Source organism: Stenotrophomonas sp. NY11291 (assembly GCF_023277365.1).
Classification (GTDB): Bacteria; Pseudomonadota; Gammaproteobacteria; order Xanthomonadales; family Xanthomonadaceae; genus Stenotrophomonas; species Stenotrophomonas geniculata.
Genome location: NZ_CP096975.1, coordinates 4,040,949 through 4,063,352, shown reverse-complemented (window position 1 = coordinate 4,063,352; position 22,404 = coordinate 4,040,949). Strand labels below are relative to the sequence as shown.

General features: G+C 64.7%; 16 protein-coding genes. All 16 read left to right on the top strand.

What is annotated here, in order from left to right:
* Positions 1 to 579, top strand: coding sequence for a phage protein Gp27 family protein (locus M1L61_RS18940; protein WP_248853925.1), 579 nt, complete (start codon positions 1 to 3; stop codon positions 577 to 579).
* Positions 576 to 2,144, top strand: coding sequence for a hypothetical protein (locus M1L61_RS18935; protein WP_248853924.1), 1,569 nt, complete (start codon positions 576 to 578; stop codon positions 2,142 to 2,144). The genes M1L61_RS18940 and M1L61_RS18935 overlap by 4 nt, the downstream gene beginning before the upstream one ends.
* Entirely contained in the window at positions 2,138 to 3,721 is a 1,584-nt protein-coding gene (locus tag M1L61_RS18930; RefSeq protein ID WP_248853923.1) for a DUF935 domain-containing protein, read from the top strand. The genes M1L61_RS18935 and M1L61_RS18930 overlap by 7 nt, the downstream gene beginning before the upstream one ends.
* Positions 3,672 to 4,913 carry a PBECR2 nuclease fold domain-containing protein gene (locus M1L61_RS18925; RefSeq protein ID WP_248853922.1) on the top strand — a complete coding sequence of 414 codons (1,242 nt, stop codon included), beginning with the start codon at positions 3,672 to 3,674 and terminating at the stop codon, positions 4,911 to 4,913. Before M1L61_RS18930 ends, M1L61_RS18925 begins: the two co-directional genes overlap by 50 nt.
* Positions 4,914 to 5,051: 138 nt before the next feature.
* Entirely contained in the window at positions 5,052 to 5,603 is a 552-nt protein-coding gene (locus M1L61_RS18920) for a phage virion morphogenesis protein (protein WP_100552828.1), read from the top strand.
* Positions 5,604 to 5,861: 258 nt separating this feature from the next.
* Positions 5,862 to 6,989 carry a phage protease gene (locus tag M1L61_RS18915; protein WP_248853921.1) on the top strand — a complete coding sequence of 376 codons (1,128 nt, stop codon included), beginning with the start codon at positions 5,862 to 5,864 and terminating at the stop codon, positions 6,987 to 6,989.
* A gap of 32 nt (positions 6,990 to 7,021) precedes the next feature.
* Entirely contained in the window at positions 7,022 to 7,429 is a 408-nt protein-coding gene (locus M1L61_RS18910) for a hypothetical protein (RefSeq protein WP_100552830.1), read from the top strand.
* 37 nt (positions 7,430 to 7,466) lie between these two features.
* Positions 7,467 to 8,360, top strand: a complete 894-nt coding sequence (locus M1L61_RS18905; RefSeq protein WP_248853920.1) for a Mu-like prophage major head subunit gpT family protein — start codon at positions 7,467 to 7,469, stop codon at positions 8,358 to 8,360.
* Between the two features lie 67 nt (positions 8,361 to 8,427).
* Entirely contained in the window at positions 8,428 to 8,784 is a 357-nt protein-coding gene (locus M1L61_RS18900; protein ID WP_100552832.1) for a hypothetical protein, read from the top strand.
* Positions 8,784 to 9,290, top strand: coding sequence for a DUF1320 domain-containing protein (locus tag M1L61_RS18895; RefSeq protein ID WP_100552833.1), 507 nt, complete (start codon positions 8,784 to 8,786; stop codon positions 9,288 to 9,290). Before M1L61_RS18900 ends, M1L61_RS18895 begins: the two co-directional genes overlap by 1 nt.
* Entirely contained in the window at positions 9,287 to 9,739 is a 453-nt protein-coding gene (locus M1L61_RS18890) for a hypothetical protein (protein WP_100552834.1), read from the top strand. The genes M1L61_RS18895 and M1L61_RS18890 overlap by 4 nt, the downstream gene beginning before the upstream one ends.
* Before the next feature lie 172 nt (positions 9,740 to 9,911).
* On the top strand, positions 9,912 to 10,892 hold the full coding sequence (locus tag M1L61_RS18885) for a hypothetical protein (protein WP_248853919.1): 981 nt from the start codon (positions 9,912 to 9,914) through the stop codon (positions 10,890 to 10,892).
* Positions 10,893 to 11,048: 156 nt separating this feature from the next.
* Positions 11,049 to 11,408, top strand: coding sequence for a hypothetical protein (locus tag M1L61_RS18880; protein ID WP_100552836.1), 360 nt, complete (start codon positions 11,049 to 11,051; stop codon positions 11,406 to 11,408).
* Positions 11,409 to 11,593: 185 nt separating this feature from the next.
* Positions 11,594 to 11,755: a hypothetical protein gene (locus tag M1L61_RS18875; protein WP_345779124.1), complete on the top strand. Its 162-nt coding sequence runs from the start codon at positions 11,594 to 11,596 to the stop codon at positions 11,753 to 11,755.
* Complete coding sequence (locus M1L61_RS18870) at positions 11,752 to 16,725, top strand: tape measure protein (protein WP_248853917.1); 4,974 nt, start codon at positions 11,752 to 11,754, stop codon at positions 16,723 to 16,725. The genes M1L61_RS18875 and M1L61_RS18870 overlap by 4 nt, the downstream gene beginning before the upstream one ends.
* Complete coding sequence (locus M1L61_RS18865) at positions 16,722 to 22,361, top strand: carbohydrate binding domain-containing protein (protein ID WP_248853916.1); 5,640 nt, start codon at positions 16,722 to 16,724, stop codon at positions 22,359 to 22,361. Before M1L61_RS18870 ends, M1L61_RS18865 begins: the two co-directional genes overlap by 4 nt.
* The last annotated feature ends 43 nt before the right edge of the window (positions 22,362 to 22,404 follow it).

Below are 22,404 nucleotides of genomic sequence, written 5' to 3'. Positions count from 1 at the left end.
ATGAGCACCACACCACGCCGTCGCGGCAAGTCCAGCATTCAGCGCCTGCCTACAGAACAACGCACGTTCATCGAGAAACTGTTGCGCGAAGATCGCCTCACGCTGGCCGAGATGATCGAGGCACTGCAACAGCAGTTCCCAGGACAGCCTGCGGCCGACATCTCGCGCTCCGCCCTGCATCGCTATGGTGCGGGGTTTGCTGAGCTGACGGCTCGCATGCGGGAGATTGAGGCCGTGTCCCAGGCTGTGGTGGGCGAGCTCGGCGAAGGTGTGGGCGAGAAGGCCGGCGCGCTCCTCGGCCAAGCCATCACCACCCTGGCCACCAATGCGGCGCTGCGGGCTCACGAAAAGGAGGACGTGAGCATTGATGAGATCCGCAAACTGGCCCGCGCTGCCAAGGACGCGATGGACACCCAGCGCGTGAGCGTCAATGTGCGGCGCGCCATCATGCAGGAAGCGCGCGATGCCATGGTGCGCGAGCAGGCCGCCAAGCTGGAGAAGGTCGTCAAGAGCGGCGGCCTGTCCGCCGCTGCCGCCGCCCACATTCGCTCTCAGATCCTGGGAATCCGCACCGAATGACTGAGAACGCCCGCCAGCTTGTTCCGAACACTGCCGCCGCCGACGTGCCTGCGGCACTGATGCCGTATCAGCAGCGCTGGATCGCTGACACCGCCAACCTCAAGGTTATGGAGAAGGGACGCCGTACCGGCATCACCTGGGCGGAGGCTGCCGACGACGTGCTGATTGCCGCCAGTGCAAAGGGCGCGGGCGGTCAGAACGTGTACTACCTCGGCACCGACAAGGAAATGACCGAGGAATACATCCAGGCCTGCGCCATGTGGGCCAAGGCCTTCAACTACGCGGCCGGGCTGGTGGAGGAAGGCTTTTGGGATGAGGAGGAAGATGACAAGCACATCAAGACCTTCACCATTCGCTTTCCGGAAAGTGGCTTCAAGATCACGGCACTGGCCAGCCGGCCGCGCAAGTTGCGTGGTCGCCAGGGCGTGCTGGTGGGCGACGAAGCTGCATTCGTTGACGACCTGCAGGAGTTGCTCAAGGCAGCTGTTGCATTCCTGGTGTGGGGCGGAAAGGTTCGCCTCATCTCCACCCATGACGGCCATGACAACGCATTCAATGAGCTGATCGAGGAGATCCGTGCGGGTGGTCGTCGCGGATCGATCCACCGCGTGCCTTTCCGTGAGGCGGTCGAAGAAGGCCTTTACCGCCGTGTCTGCATGCGCCTGGGCAAGACCTGGTCGCAGGAAGCCGAAGAGGAGTTTATCGCCGAGGTGTACGGCACCTATGGCGATGCCGCCGCCGAGGAGCTGGACTGCATTCCGTCGCAGGGCAGTGGCGCATGGCTCAGTGCAGCGTTGATCGAGGCGCGCATGACCGATGCCCCGGTGCTGCGCTACACCTGTCCCAATGGCTTTGAGCAGCAAAGCGACCACGTCCGATGGGAGGCCGTGCAGACCTGGTTGGATGACGAAGTCGGACCGCACCTGGACAAGCTGGACCCTGATCTACAGAGCGTCTATGGCCAGGACTTCGGCCGCTCAGGTGACTTGTCGGTGATGGTGCCAGCGCAGATCACCCAGACGCTCAAGCGCAAAGCGCCGTTCATCCTGGAATTGCGGAACATGCCGCACCGCCAGCAGGAACAGGTAGCCAAGTACGTTATCCACCGTTTGCCTCGGTTCGTGAAAGCTGCGGTGGATGCGCGCGGTAATGGTCATGCACTCGCAGAGTTCCTCGCCCAGGAGTTCGGCTATAGCCGTGTCGAGTTGGTCATGGCCACCGAGGGCTGGTATCGAGAGCACATGCCGCCAGTCAAGAAGGCATTTGAGGACGACACCATTTCCCTGCCGCGTGACAAGGACACGATGGCAGACCTGCGCGTGGTGCGAGTCATCAAGGGCGTGGCCAGGGTGCCCGAGCGCACCACCGGGCGCGACGGTGGCCAACGCCACGGCGACTCGGCTATCGCGGTTGCCCTTATGTACTACGCCAGTCGCCATCCAGGTGCCGAGATGGACTGGACCCCCGTGCCGCGCTCTGTGCGCGGCTTTGATTCCGTGGCCAGCCACGGGCACGAGCGTCCCGAGGACCACGATTTCAATCTGCCGGAACCGCAAGCATGGTGACCAAAACCCGCATTCTCGGCCCCGATGGCCAGCCCTTCACCGTGACCGACCTGGCACAGCCCCAGACTGCGCACGCCAACTCACTGCAGCGCGAGTTCCAGGGACACCCCTCGCGCGGCCTCACGCCCAGCCGTTTGGCCTCGATCCTGCTGGCGGCCGAACAGGGCGATTTGATCCGCCAATACGAGCTGTTTGAGGACATCGAGGAGCGCGACGCCCACATTTTCTCGGAGATGTCCAAGCGCCGCCGCGCTGTCTCCGGGTTGCCGTTCAAGATCAGTGCGCCGCCCAATCCCAGTGCGGCGGAGAAGAAGGCGACCGAGCAGCTGCAGGCGATGGTGCTGGCTATCGATGACTTCGATGGGATCGTGTTCGATACCACCGACGCCATCGGCAAGGGTTTCGCCAACCTGGAAATCGAATGGGATCGCAGCGCCCAAGAGTGGCTGCCGAAGTCCATCACCCATCGGCCGCAGTCCTGGTTCCAGCTGCACCGCGGCTATCGCCAGGAGATCCGTCTGCGCAACGGCACTGGCGAAGGGGAAACCCTGCGCCCGTTTGGTTGGATCACTCACACGCACAAGGCCAAGAGCGGCTATCTGGAGCGCGCTGCGCTGTTCCGGGTACTGGTGTGGCCGTACCTGTTCAAGAACTACAGCGTCGGTGATCTGGCCGAGTTCCTGGAGATTTACGGCATTCCAATGCGGATCGGCAAATACCCGCCAGGCGCATCCGACCGCGAGAAAATGTCGCTGCTACGTGCGTTGATGGAGATCGGCCACAACGCTGCCGGCATCATCCCGGAGGGGATGAGCATGGACTTCCCCGCTGTCGCCGAGGGTGATCCCAAGGCCTTCGAGCTGATGATGAACTGGTGCGAGCGCAGCCAGAGCAAGGCCATCCTGGGCGGCACGCTGACCAGTCAGGCCGATGGTAAAAGCAGCACCAATGCGCTGGGCAACGTGCACAACGAAGTGCGCAAGGAAATCAAGGACGCCGATGCTGGCCAGTTGGCCAGCACGCTGTCCCGTGACCTGATTTACCCGTTGGCGGTCCTCAATGGGCTGGTGCGACCGGGTGACTATCGTCGCTGCCCGCGCCTGGTGTTCGACCTGGCCGAGATCAAGGACATCGGCACCTATGCCACAGCGCTGCCCGCGATGGTCGCCATGGGCATGCAGATCCCCCGCGCCTGGGCACACACCGAGCTGGGCATCCCCGAAGCCGGAGAGGATGAGCCGGTGCTGGGGCAGGTTCCCGCAGTAACGGATCAGGTGGCGTTGAGCAGTGTGCGGACTGCGACGGCTGCCGCACAGCCGGTCTCGGTGTCGTCGCGGGAGCGCGAGGACCAATTGGCGCGACTGGTGGCCACCGAGGTCGATCCGGTTGTGGCCGAATGGGTGGACGCGATCCGCGAGCTCGTGGATGGCGCTCAGGATCTGGAGCAGATCCGCGACGGCCTGCTGGCGCTCCTGCCAACCCTGAGCGCGGCGCAGTTCGGCCAGGCCATGCAGCACGCCCTGGCTATTGCGGGCGCAGCGGGCATGCTCGATGCCCTGGACGAAAGCCGTGGCTGAGATCCGGGGCAACTTCGGGAGCATGCCCGAGGCGGAGCGCTACTTTCGCGGGAAGGTGAACCTTCCCACGCGACGGTGGGATGACCTGATGCACGGGCAGCATGCGCGGGCGTTTGTAGTTGCCGGCGCCACGCGCGATGCGCTGTTGACCGACCTGCGCGAAGCAGTGGATGCAGCCATCACTCAGGGCGAGACGCTAGAGGACTTCCGCGCTCGCTTCCAGGACATCGTCCAGCGCAATGGATGGCATGGCTGGACCGGCGAAGGCAGCCCCGGCGGGCAGGCCTGGCGCACGGCGACCATCTACCACACCAATCTGCGAACGGCCTACCAGGCCGGACGCTGGGAGACGCTCAAGAATTTCCCGTTCCTGCGCTACAAGCACAACACCGTGCGCAACCCACGCGAGCAGCACAAGGCTTGGGATGGCGTCATCCTGCCGTCCGACCATCCCTGGTGGGATACCCACTACACGCCCAATGGCTGGGGCTGTCGCTGCACGGTGCTGGGCGTATCGGCCGCCAAGATGAAAGCCATGGGCTGGAAGGTCAGCGAGCCACCCACGCCCATCCAGGGTGACCCGCCACCGGAGTGGGCGTATCACGTCGGCCATGCCGCCAGCGGCCGACACATCGCCGACAGCGCGCTGGCAAAGGATGCTGCGGCCAAGTGGTCGGAGGTGCCAGGGCGAAGCGCCGAGGACTACGGGCGTCCCGCCCAGGTTCCGCTGGACGCTGCGATTGCGCGGCCTCTGCCCACGGGTATTCGTGATCCTCAACAGGTGCGCCTGGCCTGGCAGGAGCTGTACGGCCGCACCGCCACGCTCACCGATCCATCCGGGGCCGAGGTGCTGCTTACCGACCAGGTGATTGAGCACTGGCTGGAGAAGCCGTCACGCCTGGATGGTCGGGAGAAGTATCTGCCGCTGTTGGCTGAGACGATCCAGAGCCCGTTTGAGGTGTGGGCCAACTTCGCCCGCAATGAGGCTGGCCAGCTCGGCCTGCGCCGCTACTACGTCAAGCGGATCGAAGTCACCGAGTCCGAAGGCGGCACGCAAAAGCGCTACGCCCTGACAGTGATTGCCGAGGTGCTGCCTGGCGGGGTGTGGGGATCGTTCGACTTCTTCCGTGGCAGCAAGGCTCAGCCGCGTTCGCGGCAAGGGCTGCTGGTATGGGGGCGGCCGGAAGAATGAGCCTTTGCCTACAGACGCGCCAGACCGCTCTGCGGCGCTTCCTGCAGGGCCTCGGGGGCTGGCCCACCCTGTGGAAGGATTGCGGCTTGGCCGCTACGCCGGGGGCGGCTTTGCCCCGGCCCGTTTGCGGAGAATACCATGGCCAATGAACCCCTGATCCTCACTATCGATGCGCGCCAGGCCGAACAGTGGTTCGCCCGTCTCCTGGAGCGCAGCGTCAACCTGTCGGGCCTGATGGCCCAAGTTGGCGAGGATCTGACCGAAAGCACCCAGGCCCGATTCGATACCGGCATTGGACCGGATGGCGTTGCCTGGCAGCCGTTGGCCGATGGGTCAGGCCGAACGCCGCTCAACGATACCCGCCGCACCCGTGACGGTATCCACCCGTTGTCGGGCCCTGACTGGGTGGAGATCCGCGCCGACTCCAAGCAGGCGCGCTGGCACCAGGAAGGCACCAAGCCATACGAGATCCGCGCAAAGAACGGAAAAGCGCTCTACTGGCCCGGCATGCAGACGCGTCCAGGAAAGGATGGCCAGGAGGGGCCCGCGTTTGTGGCCAAGGTGAATCATCCTGGCTTGCCGGCCCGCCCCTTCATGGGCCTAAGCGCCGAGGATGAGCAGAGCATCGAGCGCCTGGCCGTCGCATGGCTGGAACTGGACGCAGACCCCGCCGGATTGGGCCGCGCCTAAAACGGCCTGTGCGGCCCGTGGAGGCCCCCTGGGCGCGGCCACCGTCCATGGTCCACCCCCAACGGGCAGCGGCGGTCGATTTAAACGCCTTTCAAACGCCCTTGAAGACGCCAGTTCAAGTGACCACCCCGGCGAAGGACAAAAATCACCCCGGCCGGTGTAGAGTCCCTGCCGACAACACGCCCATCGGGCCACGCCCGAAAAGCAGTGAAGGGCTTTAGTCCCGCCGCCTGATCGATGGCGGCGAATCTGGCGGGGATGAATCAGCCCGCCCGCCACCTCCATACCGCCGTTGCCCTGGCTGCCTGCAGCTTCCTGCTGCAGGCCGACGCCGTGGGCGATGACCGCCTCATTTCCATCCAGCTGACCCCCGCCGGTCACTTCAAGCCCAGCGACGGGCGAAAGATGGATGTCCCCGCCTGGTACATCGACGCCTCGGTGGCGGCCCGCGTGATCGAGCGTTTCAACGCTCGCGCCAACCCGGCAGTGGTCGATTACGAACACCAGACCCTGCACAAAGAAACCAACGGGCAGCCCGCGCCGGCCGCTGCCTGGATGCGTGCGCTGCAATGGCGCGAGGGATCTGGCCTCTGGGCCACCACCGAGCTGACTCCCCAGGCTGCAGAGCAGATCCGAACCGGCGCCTATCGCTACGTCTCCCCGGTGTTCCTCTACGACAAGACCACCGGCGAGGTGCTGGCCATGCAGATGGCCGCCTTCACCAATGACCCCGCCATCGACGGCATGCAGGCCATGGAGCTACGCGCAGCGGCTTGCTTTGCCCACGACATCGATCCTGACAAGGAAACCTCCATGAACCCGTTGCTCAAAGCCTTCCTGGCTGCCCTGGGCCTGCCCGAAACCACCACCGAAGCAGATGCCATCGCCGCCTGCAGCTCCCTCACCACCAGCCTGGGCGTGCTGCGCCGACTGCAGGCCGAGCTGGGCGCCGAGGGCGAGCCGGCCGTTGCAGCCTGCAGTGCCCTCAAGACCCAGGCCACCGCCACCCCGGACCCGACCAAGTTCGTCCCCATCGCCGCCCTGGAGGAAGTGCGCGGCCAGGTCGCCGCTCTGTCCGCCGAGCGCACCGCTGACAAGGTCAGTGCGCTGGTCGAGGCCGGCCTGGCTGATGGCCGCATCCTGCCGAGCATGAGGGACTGGGCCACCGACCTGGGCAAGCAGAATCTGGCCGCGCTGTCGTCCTACCTGGACAAGGCCGCTCCGATCGCTGCCCTGGGCGGTACGCAGACCGGCGGCCAGAAGCCGGCCGGCGCGACCAACGAGCATGGCCTGGACGCGGCTGAAATGGCCGTCTGCAGCGCTACCGGCGTCACCCCCGAAGCCTTCGCGAAATCCAAGAAGGACACCGCCCAGGCGCAGGCCTGAGCACTACCCCCCACCTCTCACCGGAGTCTGCTATGAGCGCAGCCACCCAGGCTCGCAACACCCCGCGCCGGGACGCACATCGTGTCGGCCATCCCTCCAACCCCGGCACCGCCCTGCACGCGGGCACGCTGATTGCGCTGCTGGCCACCAACGGCAACGCGGTGCCGGCAGGCACTGCCGGTTCCGGTGACGCCGTCGGCGTTGCACTTCGCTCCGTCGCCGGAACCTCGGCAGGCGAGCCGGTCGAATGCGAGCGCGGCACTGGCTTCCGTTTTGACAACAGTGCCGGCGCTGATGCCATCGCCCGCGCCGACATCGGCGCAACTGCCTACATCGTCGATGACCAGACCGTGGCCAAGACCGACAACAGCGGCGCCCGCAAGCGCGCTGGTGTCGTCCTGGACGTGGATGCAGCCGGCGTGTGGATCGTGGTCGGCTGAGCCGGCCCATCCGTTCCCCTATCACCAGGACAATCCCATGATCGTCAATCGCGGCAATCTTTCGACGCTGTACGTCGCCTTCAACGCAGCATTCAACGCCGGCCTCGGCCAGGCACCATCCCAGTTCCAGCGCATTGCCACGGTGGTGCCGTCCACCACCAAGTCCAACGAGTACGGCTGGCTGGGCAAGCTGCCCAACGTGCGCGAATGGATCGGCGAACGTGTCGTGCATGGCCTGCAGAACCACGGCTACACCATCAAGAACAAGCCGTATGAGCTGACTGTGGGCGTGGACAAGGATGACATCGAGGATGACAACCTCGGCATCTACAGCCCGCTCATGCAGAGCATGGGCGAGTCGGTCGGCGCGCAGCCGGACCAGCTGACGTTCGAGCTGTTGAAGAACGGCATCTCCACCGCCTGCTACGACGGGCAGAACTTCTTCGACACCGATCATCCGGTGCTGGACAAGGAAGGCAAGGAGACGGTCCAGAGCAACGTGGACTCGGGCGGCAATGGTGCCTACTGGTATCTGCTGTGCACCAAGCGCGCCCTCAAGCCGATCATCTTCCAGAACCGCAAGCCGCCGCAGTTCGTTTCCATGGACACCGATACCGATGAGGGCGTGTTCAACAAGAAGGAATTCCGCTACGGCGCCGATTGCCGCCGCAACGTCGGTTTCGGTTTCTGGCAGATGGCCTTCGCCAGCAACAAGCCGCTGACCGAGGAGAACCTGCAGGCAGCCTATACCGCCTTCACCTCGCGCACGGGCGACCACGGCCGTCCGCTGGGCCTGGTACCGGATCTGCTGGTGTGCGTGCCGAACGACAAGTTCAAGGCCGCCAAGATCCTCACCGCCAACCAGATCGCCGGCACTGACAACGTGATGAAGGGCGTTGTTGAGGCGATGGACAGCGCCTGGTTGCTCTGACCCTCGACCACTGACCGGCACCGCAGGGTGCCGGTCGCAACTTCCCCGAACACAGAAGGAGCGGCACATGGCCGAACAGATCCTGGTAAAGGCCCGCCTGGAGCGTGGCCGCTGGCGTGCCGGCATGCACTTCACCCGGCAGGGCCGGATCGTGCTTGTCGATGTCCTGAAGGAGAAACAGCTGGAGGCGATCAACAGCGACCCCGAGCTGATCGTGACGGAGCTGCCAGCGTCGGACGATCCCAACGAACTGGCACTGGCTCGCGAACGCAAGGCAACCAAGTCCGGCAATGCCAAGCGCAAGTGGGCAGAAGCCGAGGCCCGCGCACGCACCGCCTCTGGCCTGGCCGAGGAAGCCTGGGCGAACCAGCCGGCAGCTGATCGCGTGAGCTTGATCGAGGCAGCGCTGGAGGTCGGCGCGTAATGGCCTACGTCACCCTCACGCAACTGGCCGAGCTCCCAGGGGCGCTGGAACTGTCCCAGGTGGCGGGTGGGCGCGATGAGCGCCCGGTTGCCTCCGAGCTGATGGATGCCACGTTGCGTGGGGGTGATCGCAGCGCCTTTCCGCCAAGCGAGGTGGCCAAGGCGGATGCGGCCCTGGAGCGCATCCAGGAGGCCACCCGTCAGGCAGATGCGATCATCGACGGCTACCTGGCACGGCGCTACAGATTGCCGCTGGGCAAGGCCGTGCCGCTGCTGGCCGTTTGGTCGCGCAGCATCACGCGCTACCTGCTGCACCCTGATCGCCAGACGGACGAGCGCACCGATCCCATCGTGCGTGACTACCGTGACGCGATTCGCCTGCTACAGGAGACGGCACAGGAAAAATTCCACCTGGGCATCGAAGATCCGACTACGTCCACCGGCTCTGCAGGGGAATTCATCTTCCATGCCGGCAACAAGGTATTCGGGCGCGAGGGCCGGCCGTGACCGTTGGGCCGTTCCCGATCACCCCCGTCCTGGAGCGTCTGCGGGACCACGTGCAGGCACTGCTCCTGGTCGGTGATGCCGCCGACCTGGATACGGCCCTGGACCAGCAACCAGCCAAGGACTGTGCCGCCTACGTGACGGCCGCCGAGATGGGCGGCCGGCCTCGGTACACGGGCGATCAGCACATCCAGAACGTGGATGTCACGTTGCGCGTGGTCCTCATGGTGCGCAACTTCAGCGGCCAGGCCAGTGGCAGCGGCGCACGCCGCCAGATGGATGAGCAAGTCATTCCAGGCGTCCGCAAAGCACTGGCCGGGTGGACCCCTGTCGATGCGTTCGATGCGCTCAGCTTCCAGGCTGGCCGTGATGAGAAGTTCCGCGCCGGTTGGCTGGTCAGCCAGCAGGTATTCGTCACCAACTACCGCATGCAACACACACCGACCCCATGACCACCAAGCACACCCCTACCAGCGGTGGTGCCTGGCGCGTGATCGATGGCCAGCTCGTGGATGAGTCCGTACTGCCCGCCGAACCCGCTCCAGCACCCGAGACGCCGCCACCGCCGGCATCGAGCCAGAACCGCTCGCGCCGCTCCTCCGCAACCTCACCCGAGAACTGACCATGGCCCAGCCCAACCTGGAATCCTTCAAGCGTCGCGGCCTGGCCCTGGCGCTGCGCGCATCGGCCTCGGTGCCGATTGTCCCCACGGCCGCCGCCAACGGCGTGCTGCTGTTCAACGGCAGCAGCGGCACCGAGTTCGACAAGATCGAACGCCCGGTGGATCGACCGTTCCTGACCGGCCAGCCCTTCGCAGTGGGCGCCCGGCGGGCCTTCATTGAGGGCGAGTTTGAGCTGTTCCCGCCGACCAAGCCGGGTGCAGCTGCTGACTCCGATGCCGTCTGTGCACCGCTGCTGCTGCCCGCCGGCATGACCGCCGTCAAGGACGCTGATGCGAAAACCACGCGCTACAACCCGATCAGCGCCAATATCCCGATCTCCGATGCCAAGTTCTGGCATGCAGGCACGGTCAAGCAGATCGGCGCTGCACGCCAAAACCTCACCAACCTGGCGCTGGCCGTCGGCGAGCGCTTCAAGGGCAACATCCGCATCCAGGGCGACTACGACACCATCGCCGAGGACAATCTGCCCAACATCACCACCAGCACCGTGGTTCCGACCGTGGCGCGCGCGGACAACACCCGCACCACGATCACGGTTGATGGCGGAGCAGGCCTGGTCGTGTGGGCCAAGTCCCTCTCGGTGGACGTGGGCAACACGATCACGTCGAAGGAGTACACCAGCCACAAGGAAAGCGGCATCAGCGACCGCGCCCCGACCTGGACGCTGCGCCTGGCCAAGACGGCCCTGGCTGACTTCAATCCGTGGGCAGTGCGCGACTCGGCCGGCGTCCTGGAGGTTGCGCTGCGCCTGACCGAAAAGAGCAAGCTCTATAGCGAGCTGGGCATTCGTGGCCAGATCGAGAACATCAACGAAGTCGAGATTGATGGCGACTACGGCTGGGAGCTCACTGGCCCCTGCGTGGCCAGCGATGCCGGCGGCGACGAGCTATACATCGAGTTCGGCGACAGCACGCCGCCGTAACTCGCAAGCACTGCGTTACACTCCCAACGGCCCCGCCTCTGTGCGGGGCCTTTCTTTTTCAGTGAAGCGCTTTAGTCCCGAACGGCAGCTGTGCCTGGGCAAAGTGGACCTGTCCCCGATCAAGGGGCAGTTAAACCACTTCCCAAGGACTTTCCCATGCTCCGTCTCGCCCGAACCAACACCGTGCACCTGCCGGTGGAACTGCGCATCCCCACCGACCAGCCCGACGTTTTCGCAACCGGCACCATCCAGTGCCAGGTCAAGATCCTGGCACGCGAAGAAATCAAAGCCATCCAGGACAACCCCGTTGAGGATGAGGAATACCTGCGCAAGATCCTGGTCAGCGTCGCTGGCCTGGGTGACGCGGACGGCAAGGCCATCGAGGGCGATGCCGCCCTGGAAGAAGTCTTCAATGGCCCGTTCTTCGCCTTCCTGCAGCCGGCCATCATCGGCGCCTACTTCGACCAGTTCGGCCGGGCGCACGTAAAAAACTCGAAGCCGTCGCGCGGGCGCTGATTAGGAAGGGTCCACGCACTGACGGCGCTGACAGGAACCATGAACCTGACGGCGCCGTCAGCGCGGCGGACTTTCTGCGCGACGGGGGCGGCGGCGAGGAGCCGCCGAGCGTTATCCCGGTCCTGGATGAGAACTGGGAAGTCGTCCAACTGTTCGTGCGCTGCAAGGCCCGCTGGATCACCGGCATGCACGCACCGGTTTACGACGGCATTGAAGCCCGCGAGATCCAAGCCGCTGCCTGCCTCAAGGGCATTGCCCCGCACCTATTGCCAGACCTGATGCCATCGCTGGACGTGCTGATTGGCACCACGGCTATGGCCCATCGCGAAGCCTCGGATAGCCCGTGAACCCAACCGTCACCCTCCGCCTCGATGCCGACAACAGCCGCCTGGTGCCAGCCGTTCGGGCATCGGATGCGGAGCTCAAGCGACTGGGCGCGACGGCGGGCACAACCGGCGACCAGGCACGGCGTGGTGCTGCCGGCATTTCCAGCATCGGCACGGCGGCGGATTCCACTGCTCGCCGTGTCTCTGCTGTGTCCAGCGCACTGGCATCGGCGCGGGCGACGGTGGCCACCTACATTGGCGCGCAGACGGCCGGTGCCCTCATTTCCGTTGCGGACAACTACGCCAACATTTCAGCGCGGCTCAAGCTGGCAACAGATGGACACAAGGCCTATGCCACCGCATCGGCCCAGGTGTTCAACATCTCCCAGCGCACCGCCACCGCGCTCGACAGTACCGCCACCCTCTACGCGCGCTTGTCGCAGTCCACCGCCGAGTATGGGATCACCCAGCAACGGCAGCTGGCGCTCACCGAGTCCATCAACAAGACGTTCGCTATCTCAGGCGCCAGCAACGTCGCCACCGCCAACACCATTGTCCAGCTCAGCCAGGCCCTGGCTGGGGGCGTGCTGCGCGCAGAGGAATTCAACTCTGTCGTGGAAAACTCGCCGCGTCTGGCCAAAGCGCTGGCCGACGGTATGGGCCTGTCGATGGGCGAGCTGCGCAAGCACGTCAACGACGGCAAGGTGACCGTCGATCAGATGGTGGCCGCGCTTGAGAACCAGTCCTCCGTCATCGCCGCCGAGTTTGAGCAGATCCCGCTCACGGTCGGGCGCGCCATGGAGCTGCTGCGCAACAGCGTCACGAAGTTTGTCGGCGAGTCCTCCCAGGAGCTGGGCGCCAGCGGCGGGATCGCCCAGGGCATCGCGTTCCTGGCCAACAACATGCAGCACCTGGACCAGATTGCCGGCGTCCTGGCTGTCGCCCTGGGAAGCCGCCTGGTGGTCAGCCTGGCCAGAGCGACCGCCGAGAAGATCACGGCCGCCGCTGCCTCGCGAGCGCTGGCCCGCGAGGAGCTGGCTGCAGCCCGTATCGCCGAGCAGCAGGCGGCAGGCCGTCTATCGGCCGCTCGCGCCGGCATGAGCGTGGCAGGTGGCGTAGCCGCGGCTGAGCAGGCTCTGGCCGCCGCCCAGCTGCGCACCGCCGCTGCAGCCCAGGCCGCATCCGTTGCGCTCAGCGCAAAGGCTGCCGCCATGCGAGGCCTCAACGTGGCAATGGGTGCGTTTGGTGGTCCTGCAGGCCTTGCGATTACCGCGCTGTCGCTATTCGTCGCGTGGGCGATGAACAGCAACCAGAAGGCACAGGAGCTGTCCAAGACCGTCACGGCCGGTTTCCAGCCAGCCATGCGGGTCCTGCAGGAGTTCAATCAGCAGACCGCGAACACATCATTCGCGGAGCTTTCAAGCACAGTTGAAACCATTGAGGCAGCTCGCAAAGAGATCAAGAGCCTGGGCGATGAGTACGAACGCCTTGCGGCAACGCGCCGCTCGTTTGAGGCGCGTGATCGGGCTCTGCCGTTTGGATTCGACAAGGAGCTGGGGCGCGCGTCGGAAGCCATTGAGTCCGCGCGGCTCCGGCTGGACAACCTGAGCAAGGGCTATGACAAGGCCATTTCGGTCTCGGCCAACATGGTGCTCAGCGCCGCAGGAGTTACCAACGCAACCAACGCACAGCGCAGCTCGTTGGAGCAGCTGCTGCGTCGGCAGGCGGACCAAGGGCAAACACTGGAGCAGACTCGTCCATTACTGCAGCGTTGGGCAGATGAGCAGCTCAACGTAGAGCAGCGCAACCGACTCAACGTTGCGAGTTTTGACGCGCTGGGAGCATCAGCAAAGAACGCTGGCGCCGCGATCAAGGCTGCCCTTCAGTCGGTCAACGAAGGTCTGGATAAGCAGATCCAGAGCGTCCAGCTGGACCTGATCGAGAAGACCCAGGGCAAGGCAGCCCGCATGCGCGCGCAGTTCATCACGGAAGGCGCGCAGAAGGGTCTGGACCCGACCAGCGCCGACTATCAGCTGGCCCGGGCCAAGAACGAACAGCTCATCCAGCTCACCCTGACGCTGGACAAGCAGAATGCGGCCACCCGTGATCTGACGCGCACCCAGACCGAGGCCAAGCGCTCCGGCGAGCAGGCCGCGCGCCTGGCAGAGCAGCAGGCCGACTCCCAGGCCAAGTACACCCGCCAGGCGGCGCTGGCTGCTGCCGAGCTCTCCGGGCCGATGGCGGCTGCCCAGGAGCAGCACAAGCAGCGTATTGCCGAGCTCGACCGCGAACTGGCCAAGCACCTCATCACCCAAGAGGCCTACGCCAGCCTGGTGAAGTCGTCAGCGGCCGAGTTGGCCAAGAATGCCGCCGAGGTCACCAAGCAGCAGCAGGCGCCCAGGGCATTGCTCGATACGCTGAGCGGCGAGGTGCAACTGCTGGGCGTGGTCGGGATCGAGCGCGAGCGCCGCGCCCGCCAGCTGCGCAACGAGCAGGACATGCTCCAGGCGATCAACGAGGCCAACAAGGCCGGAGCGGGCATCAACGCAGAGGCAACCGCAGGCCTGATGGCCCAGGCACGGGCGTGGGCCAACGCCTCCATTCGCATCGAACAGCAGACCGCCGACCTGGAGGAATGGGCCAACGTCGGAACGCGCGGTGTCGCGGATGTGGCCGATATGCTGGCCGATATGTTCAGCGGCGGGCTGGACAAGTCTGAGAGCTTCTTCAGCCGCCTCAAGGACATCTTCAAGCGTGGTTGGCGCGACATCGTGCGCACCATGCTTGAGCAGAACCTGGTGCGCCCGTTCCAGGATGCGCTCACTAACGCCATGAATGGCGCGCTGGCTGGTGTGTCGCGTGGCCAAGCTGATGGCAACTGGTTGTCGAAGATCGCCGGCATGTTCGGTGGCGGCAACCAGGGCGGCGCGGGCTCAGGCTGGATGAGCAGCCTGGCCAACATGATCGGTGGCGGCCGCAACCTCACTGGCACCAACGCCATGCTGGCCGGTGGCGGCTGGCGTGCCGGGGTGGCTGCGCCAGGCAAGATGATGGGCTTTGGCAACAACGTCGGCGGTTTCATTGGCACCGGGGCTGCTGGTGGCGGCGCGGCGACCGCATCGATGGCCGTGCCGATCATCGGCTGGGTGGTCGCGGCCATGATGAAGAATGCCGAGCTGTTCGATCAGGGCTGGGACATCGCCAATGGCGAAAGCTGGGCGGGCAAGATCGCCACCATGGGCGCCGTGGGCCACGTCGATAAGATGGCGCGCAAGCTCGGCCTCAACGCCAAAGCCGCCTCCATTCTGTCTGGCTCCTCGATCCATGCTGCCCTGTTCGGCCGCAAGAAGCCGCAGATCCAGGCGCAGGGCCTGACTGGCTCGTATGGCTTCGACGGGTTCGCTGGCCAGTCCTATGCCGACATCAAGGCCAAGGGCGGCCTGTTCCGCAGCGACAAGAAATGGACCGAGTATGGCCAGGTCGATACCACGATCACCGACGCTTTCAGCCAGGCCACTGGGCGCGCGCGTGCAGGCGTCATCAGCCTGGCCGAGCAACTGGGCGTGGACATCAACAGCCAGCTGTCCTCCGTCCGCGTAGACCTTGGCAAGGTTCAGCTCGATGCGGACCCGGACAAGGCCCAGGCGCAGCTGGAGCAACTGATTACCGGCGCGGCCAAGAACCTGACCGGGCGCGGTGTGTCGATCCTCGGTTTCGGCGACTTCCTCAACAAGGGGTTTGAAGCCGGCGACGTGATGAACAGCCTGGCGGCGTCCATCGAGCTGATGACCGGCAACGCCCAGGAGCTGGGCCGTGCGCTCAATGCCCAGGAAATCGACCTGGTCAAGCGCACGACAACCATGTTCCAGCAGATGGCCAAGGCTGCCGGCACCACCATGGAGGAACAGGTCAAGGCGATAACTACTGCCGCCTCCTCCTACGGCAGCGTAGTGGGCAACGCACAGCAGGAGATCGCAACGGATGGCTTCAGTGGCTTCGCCAAGTCGCTCTTGGCTGTACGCCAGGAGGAGCAGGAACGCATCCGCACGCTGCAGCAGCAGGCCAAGGCCCTGGGCGGCCTGGCCGCACGCGAGCAGGATCTGGCCACCGTCCGTCAGGCCGCCCAGCTCAAGGCCGACGCGCTGGCCAGGTCGCTGGAGTCGGAGCTGGTAGGTCTGGCGCTCAACCGCGTCAACGATGAAATCGAACGCCTGGGCGGTTCCATCGACGGGACCAGCAGCAAGCTGCAGGACTTCATCAACTCGCTCAAGCTGAGCAGCACCCTGTCACCGGACACCGACACGCAGAAGCGCTCCACGGCATCGGATCTGATGCAGAGCGCAGCCAGCGCCGGCAACCTGGAGAGCTTCACCCAATACGCCCAGCAGTTCCTGGAAGTCAGCCGCAAACTCAATGCCAGCGGCCAGGGCTATCAGGTGGACTATGCCCAGGTTCTGGAGCTCGCCAAGCGCTTTGGCGGTGATGGCACCGCCGCGTCGCTGCAGCAGCTGTACGCGCAAAAGGCTGCCTTGGAACAGCAGCAGGAAGCCGCCGCCCGCCTGGAGCGCGCTCAGCGCATCGCCCAGGGCGTGGCCGATCTGGCTGGCGCCCGTGGCGGCGATCCGCTGGAGATCCTGCGCAACGTCACTGGCATCAGCGCTGAGGCGCTGGCCAAGGATCTGGGCCTGACCACGGACGAGCTGGCCAAGTACCTGCAGAACCAGCAGACCGACATCACCGACCTGGCAGAGATCCTGTTCGATCTGCCCAAGCGCATCGCCCAGGAGATGGTCACGGTGCTGACCGACAGCCGCGTTCCAGTCCCGGCGTCGGCCGCGCCTGGCGGTGGCAACACGCCTACAGCACCAGCTGCGCCGGTCGCACCGGGACGTGGCTACGTCGATCCCTCTTACGAGGTGCTGCTGCAGGTCCGCGACGGCATCCAGTCCCTGGCACGCCAGGGTGAACACAACGCTTTGATGGCGCTATGAACCGGAAAGTATTGCTCGTTGAAATCGGAGGCCAGGGCCTGCCTGCCGTCACGCCCGTGACCCGGCAGCCCTCCAACTGGGTGGCGTCGGCCAAGCCTGCTGTCGTAGTTCCTCCGGCCGAAGGTGTGGAGACCAAGCCGGCAGCAGATAGCGTGACCATTACCTGGAACGCTTCGCCGCTGGCTGGCGCTGTCTATGTGCTCTGGCGCGCGGCGGATGCGGGCGGAAAGCCGGGCGAATGGAAGTACGTCACCAAAACCTCAGACACGCGCTACACCTACACCGAAGCCAGCGGTGTTGTGAGCTGGTGGAAGGTCACTGTCCAGGTCAACGGCGTGTCGTCTGCAGACTCCACGCCCAAGGCTCAGGCCCCCGTGGTGCCGCCGACTACGGCGGAGCTGGTCCAGCTGCAGGGCAAGGTGGACCAGGGCCTGCGTGACCTGGCACTGGCAGATGCTGCCGAGGCACAGCAGCGTTTGGCAGACTTCCAGGCTGCACAGGCGCAGATCCTGGTAGAGAGTCAGAAGAGCGCGGCCGCAGTGGGCGAAGTGGCCAGGCGCGCCGAGGATCTGGCCACCAACCTGGCCAATGAGGAGCGTGCCCGAATCCAGAGCGTGCTCAACGAAAAGACCGAGCGCACCGCAGACATCAGTGCCGTCAACACGAAAGTCCAGAACGGACTGGATTCGATGGCGCGCTCTCTGGCCGAGGTCGCCGCAGGCAGCGGCACGCAGTTCGACTCTGCCGGCATCTGGCATTTCAACGCAGGACTGGAAGGCTGGACGGGTGTGTACGGCGCCCCGACTATCGCCGACGGCATGCTGCGGCCGATCAACACCACCAACAACTCCGGCATCCAGTCCCCGGCGCCGCTCAACATCGACGGCGCCGCCTATCGCTTCATCAAGCTGCGCATGCGCAAGGTGGGCAATCCCGCCTGGATGGGGTTGATTCGTTGGATCACCGCCGCCGACCAGGAGTGGAACGAAGCGAAGTCGCTTTCCATCCCCGTGCCGGCATTCGACGCCAACGGCATCGCCGTCCTGGACGTTGATCGTCTGCCCTGGAACGGCCCCTCACCACTGCGTGCCATTCGCCTGGCACTGACGGGTGCGCAGACCGCCAGCGCCTACATCGAATACGACTGGATTGCCGTGGGCCGCCCGTCGCCTGGCGCATCCGTCGCCATGGTCCAGCAAGAGAGCGACGCGCGCACCGCCGCCCTGGCGGCTGAGGCTGGCCAGCGCAACACGCTGGCCGTGCAGATGCGCGGCAACTACACCGGCAACGATCCTGCGCAGCTGACAGGCGGCCTGGCCTATAACGAAATGAAGGCCCGTGTCGGCGCGGACGAAGCGCTCAGCCAGCGCCAGTCAGCAGTGGAGGTCCGTCTGCCTGCTGGGACAGGTGCGCTCGCGTCTGAGGCCAAGGTCAACACGGTCGAGCAGGCGAGCGTCACCCGCGACCAAGCCATTGGACAGCGCATTGACCAGGTGAACGCCACGCTACCGGTGATTGCTGCCCAGGGCGCCAACATGGTGCTCAACGGAGGATGGCAATCCGGCCGGGACGTGGCCTGGACCTACAACCATGCGTCGCTCGGCGTGGCAGCCACCGAGGGCCGTGCAGGAGGCGCGTGCCTGCGGGTGGACGGCGGAACCACCGTTGTGCGTGGCGCAACCGCCAACGGCGGCGTGCCTATCCCTGTCGCACCTGGAAAGAAGTACCGATATGGCTGCTGGTACAAGACAACGGCGGACTACAACGGGAGCGCGAACAACGGAAAGCTCCGCTTGGCCACGCAGGACAATGCGCTGATTGGAGGTGCCACGTATTTCTCTGCGAACCAGGGAACGTGGACCTACCTGGGCGCGGTTTATGCCATTCCAGAAAACACGTCCATCACTGGCCTGAAGCTCAACATCAACGTGGATCACACAGCAGGCACGTTGTGGGTGGATGACGTTGCTATTGAGGAGGTCACTGAAATCCTGGCCGTCGCCGATGGCCTGAGCTCGTTGAGCGGGACCGTCACCCAGCAGGCTGGCCTCATCAATGCACAGTCAGGCCTCATCAGCGCCCTGCGCACCGACGTGGACGGCAAGGCAACCAACGGCGCTCTCCAGGCCCTGCAGTCCCAGGTAACGCTCCAGGGGAACACGATCACCAGCCAGGGTGGAGCGCTCACCAGCGTTCAGGCCGCCATCAACAGCCTGGGCGGTGACAATCGCCTGCGCAACAGCAGCTTTGAGGTTCTGCTGCCCAACGGCGTTCCTCAGTATTGGGCGCCTTCATCGTCATCCACCGACGCGGCGAACAAGACCACTCGCAAGCTGGTGGACTCCGTGCTGCCAGGTAGCACCAAGGCCTGGCGCTGGGAAATGGCGGGCATCCCTGCCACCGCCTATGCAGAGTGCTACTCGTCGGTGTACCGCATCGATCCCCAGCAGCCCGTCACGGTGTCCTGCAACGTGCGTGGCAAACCAGGGGCGCGCTTCTTCTTCCAGCTTGGGCTGAAGGATGCGGCCGGTGCATCTGTCGGCTGGCCTGGCGGGCCAGCTGCTGGTGCGGGCATGGTCGTCACGGAAGCATGGGAGCGTAAGACGTACACCTTCCCGGCGTCGCAGATCCTCGCCAGCGCGACCGGTGCCGCCCTCTACCTCCGGGTATACGGCGATGGTTCGGCGGACCAGTGGATTGAGGTGGACAACGCGCAGCTGCAGACCGGTGCCGCCGCCACGGGCTACGCGCCCTCCCTGGAGGAGACGGCCGCGCAGTCCAATGCAAACGCCGAGGCGAACAGCGCCCTCAATACGCGCATCACCAACGCGGAGGGACAGCTGCTGTCCCAGGGCACGGCACTCACTGCCGTTCGTGCCGGCATCGGTAACGCTACGGTCTACGAAATCACCGCCAACGCGATCATCACCAGTCAGCCCACCGGAGGGCCGCGCTCGTCTGGAGCACGAAACGCGGCGGGCGCGGCTGTGGGTGGTGCCGGGCGCAGCCTCAATGTGCAGGTAGTCAACGCCGACAGCACTCTTGGCCAGCGGCAGACCTTTGACACGTATGGCAACGGTCGGTCAGCCTGCGCCAGCTTCAACGATTGGTACGACAACGCTCTGGCAGACAATCAGTATTTCATCCTGTTCACCAGTGACCACACCGGCTCACTAAATAGCGACACCGGCACGGACACCGTCGGGACCAGGGACCGCCTCGTTGATGCCGGCGCCACCCGTCGCAACGTGGAAGCATTAACCGGAACGCGCATGTTCATCCTGGTCGGGCGCAAACGCGCTGGAGAGGGTGCCGGAATGCAGCGGCTGTCGCCTCCGGCCTCCACTGGACGCGCCGACCAATGGGTTGAGCTCATCGTGGAGTTCGTCAATGGGCGGCCGCAGGGCAGCCTGGACGTGTCCGCGTTGGAGCGGGCCACACAGGCAAATGCGGCTGCGAATTCCAGCCTGGAAGCACGCACCCTGGCCAACGAAAGCAGCGTTACCTCGTTGGGTCAGTCACTCACCAGCGTCAATGCGAGGATCGACGCAATCGGTGGTGACAATCTGCTGTGGAACAGCAGTATGGAAGACGCCCCCGTGGCTACCGCAGCACCAACCGGCTGGAACCTGGAGCGCATCCGAAGCGACGTGGGAGGCACTTTCTCCTTCATAGAGTCCCCGCTGAGCGGTGGCGGGAAAGCGGTGCGCATCGACTGGAATGCCATCAATGCGAAGGATTGGGTAGGCCTGAATCGAGCAGGTCCGGGCTCCAACTATGTAAAGGTGGACCCTAACACCGACTACACCTTGTCCTCCTGGGTGCGCGGTACGCCTGACGCGCGGGCGCAGCTCTACGTGCAGTGGATGAATGCCACTGGTGGCACGGTATTGGGCACTGTGACCCTGCCGGAGGTGACCATGACCGGCAAGTGGCAGCGCCTGCTCCTCCCTGCTCGCTCTCGCGGCGATGCCGTGCTCGCCCGTGTTTACGTGGGCCGCCTGTTCGCGCAGCAACCTGGCCCGCACGCCATCGAAATCGACAACGTGCAGTTTCAGCGCGGTCTAGTCGCTACCGAGTACGCCCCAAGCAGCATGGAATCTGCTGCAGCGGCCATGGCAAACGCTGCAGCGACGGCGGGCCTTACTTCGACGGTTACCCAGCAGGGGCAGCAGATCACGGCGCTGGGTCAGTCGGTGACTGGCGTCCAGGCCGAGGTGAAGGGAAAAGCCAGCGCCTCTGTCGTTCAGATGCTTGAAGCAAAGGTCAGCAACCAGGGCAGCGGTGGGAACCTGCTCATCAACTCGACGTTCCCAAAGTATCAGCGCAACGGCTGGGGCTGGGGCGAGAATCCCGGTGCCGCATGGGTAGAGCTTGGCGATCCGACGCCCGGAAATGACAGCTTCCACCCACCTGGCATCTATGGAATCGGCTCAACCTCCGGCGGCACCACTTCTAAGCAGATTGTCTGGTGGGGAACCGAGTACGGAATCCCCGTCGAGGCCGGTCAAACCTATATGGCCTCCGCCTGGTTCAACACTCACCGCTGCTCTTGCTACATCGAGATTAGCTACTGGGACAAGACAGGGAAATGGCTGGCGCAATGGGGCTCGCCGGAAACCGGGCATACGGGGAACAGTGGCCCGCCATTGCTTTCCGAAATGCCACGCCCGAGCATCAAGACTGTCGCACCTCCTGGAGCTGCCCTCGCTCGGTTCAGGATCATCGTCAAGCCCAACGGTGAGGCGTGGCCGTATTTCTGGATGTTCCGCCCAATGTTCTCGCGGGTTGAACCGGATGCGACGCAGCCGCCCCCGTGGAATGCCGGTGGTTCAGAGAGCAGTGCCAAGTGGGGTTTTGCGCTGGACGTGAATGGAAATGTCTCCGGCATGGAGATGGAGGCAACCGGGGCAAAGAGTGAGCTGAAAATTCTCTCCAAGATCCTGCGCCTCATCAGTCCAGGCACACCAGACGGCATGGAGATCCAGGACGGCTACCTGCGCGTCTGGCGAGGCAACGTACAACGCATCATCGGTAACGGCTTCGGGCCTGATGGCCTGATCGACTACTTCGGCCCTAATGTCGGCGCTGCGGGTGCAACGAAGCGCAACGCAACCGTGTGGATGGACGTGAATGGTGGTGCGTACTGGGGTGGTGCCATTGCGGCCGGCATCCGCCGCAACGCAATGCAGACAACTACTACGCAGACCATTGGCGCCTCCATCGTCGTTGGCCCGTTCAGCACAAGCGGCCGGAACAAGAACGTCGTTGTCAGCTACCAGCGAACGGTCGTGCGAACCAACAACCGAATGGACCGCCAGGGCTTCGTCGCAGGCGGAAACAGGAACGCCTGCGCGGTGAATGTCTACAGAAAACTAGGCAGCAACGCGGAGCAGTTCTGGACGAGCTTTGAAGCCAGCGGCGGCGTGTCAATCACGAACGAGTCTGATGGCCCGGATATGGCGATTTCGTTCTGGTCTGGTTCGGTGACATTGAACGACAGCGAAGGCACGCAGGACCGCACCTACCGTGCGGAGATCGTTGGCTTCAGCGAACAGGACGTTAGCCATCAGACTGGAAGTTTCACCGGCCTAGACATCACCGCCAGCCTTTCCATCGTCTCCATTGAGGAGTGACCCGTCCGGGCGGCCGGGCAATGCCGCTCATCCATCAAGAGGA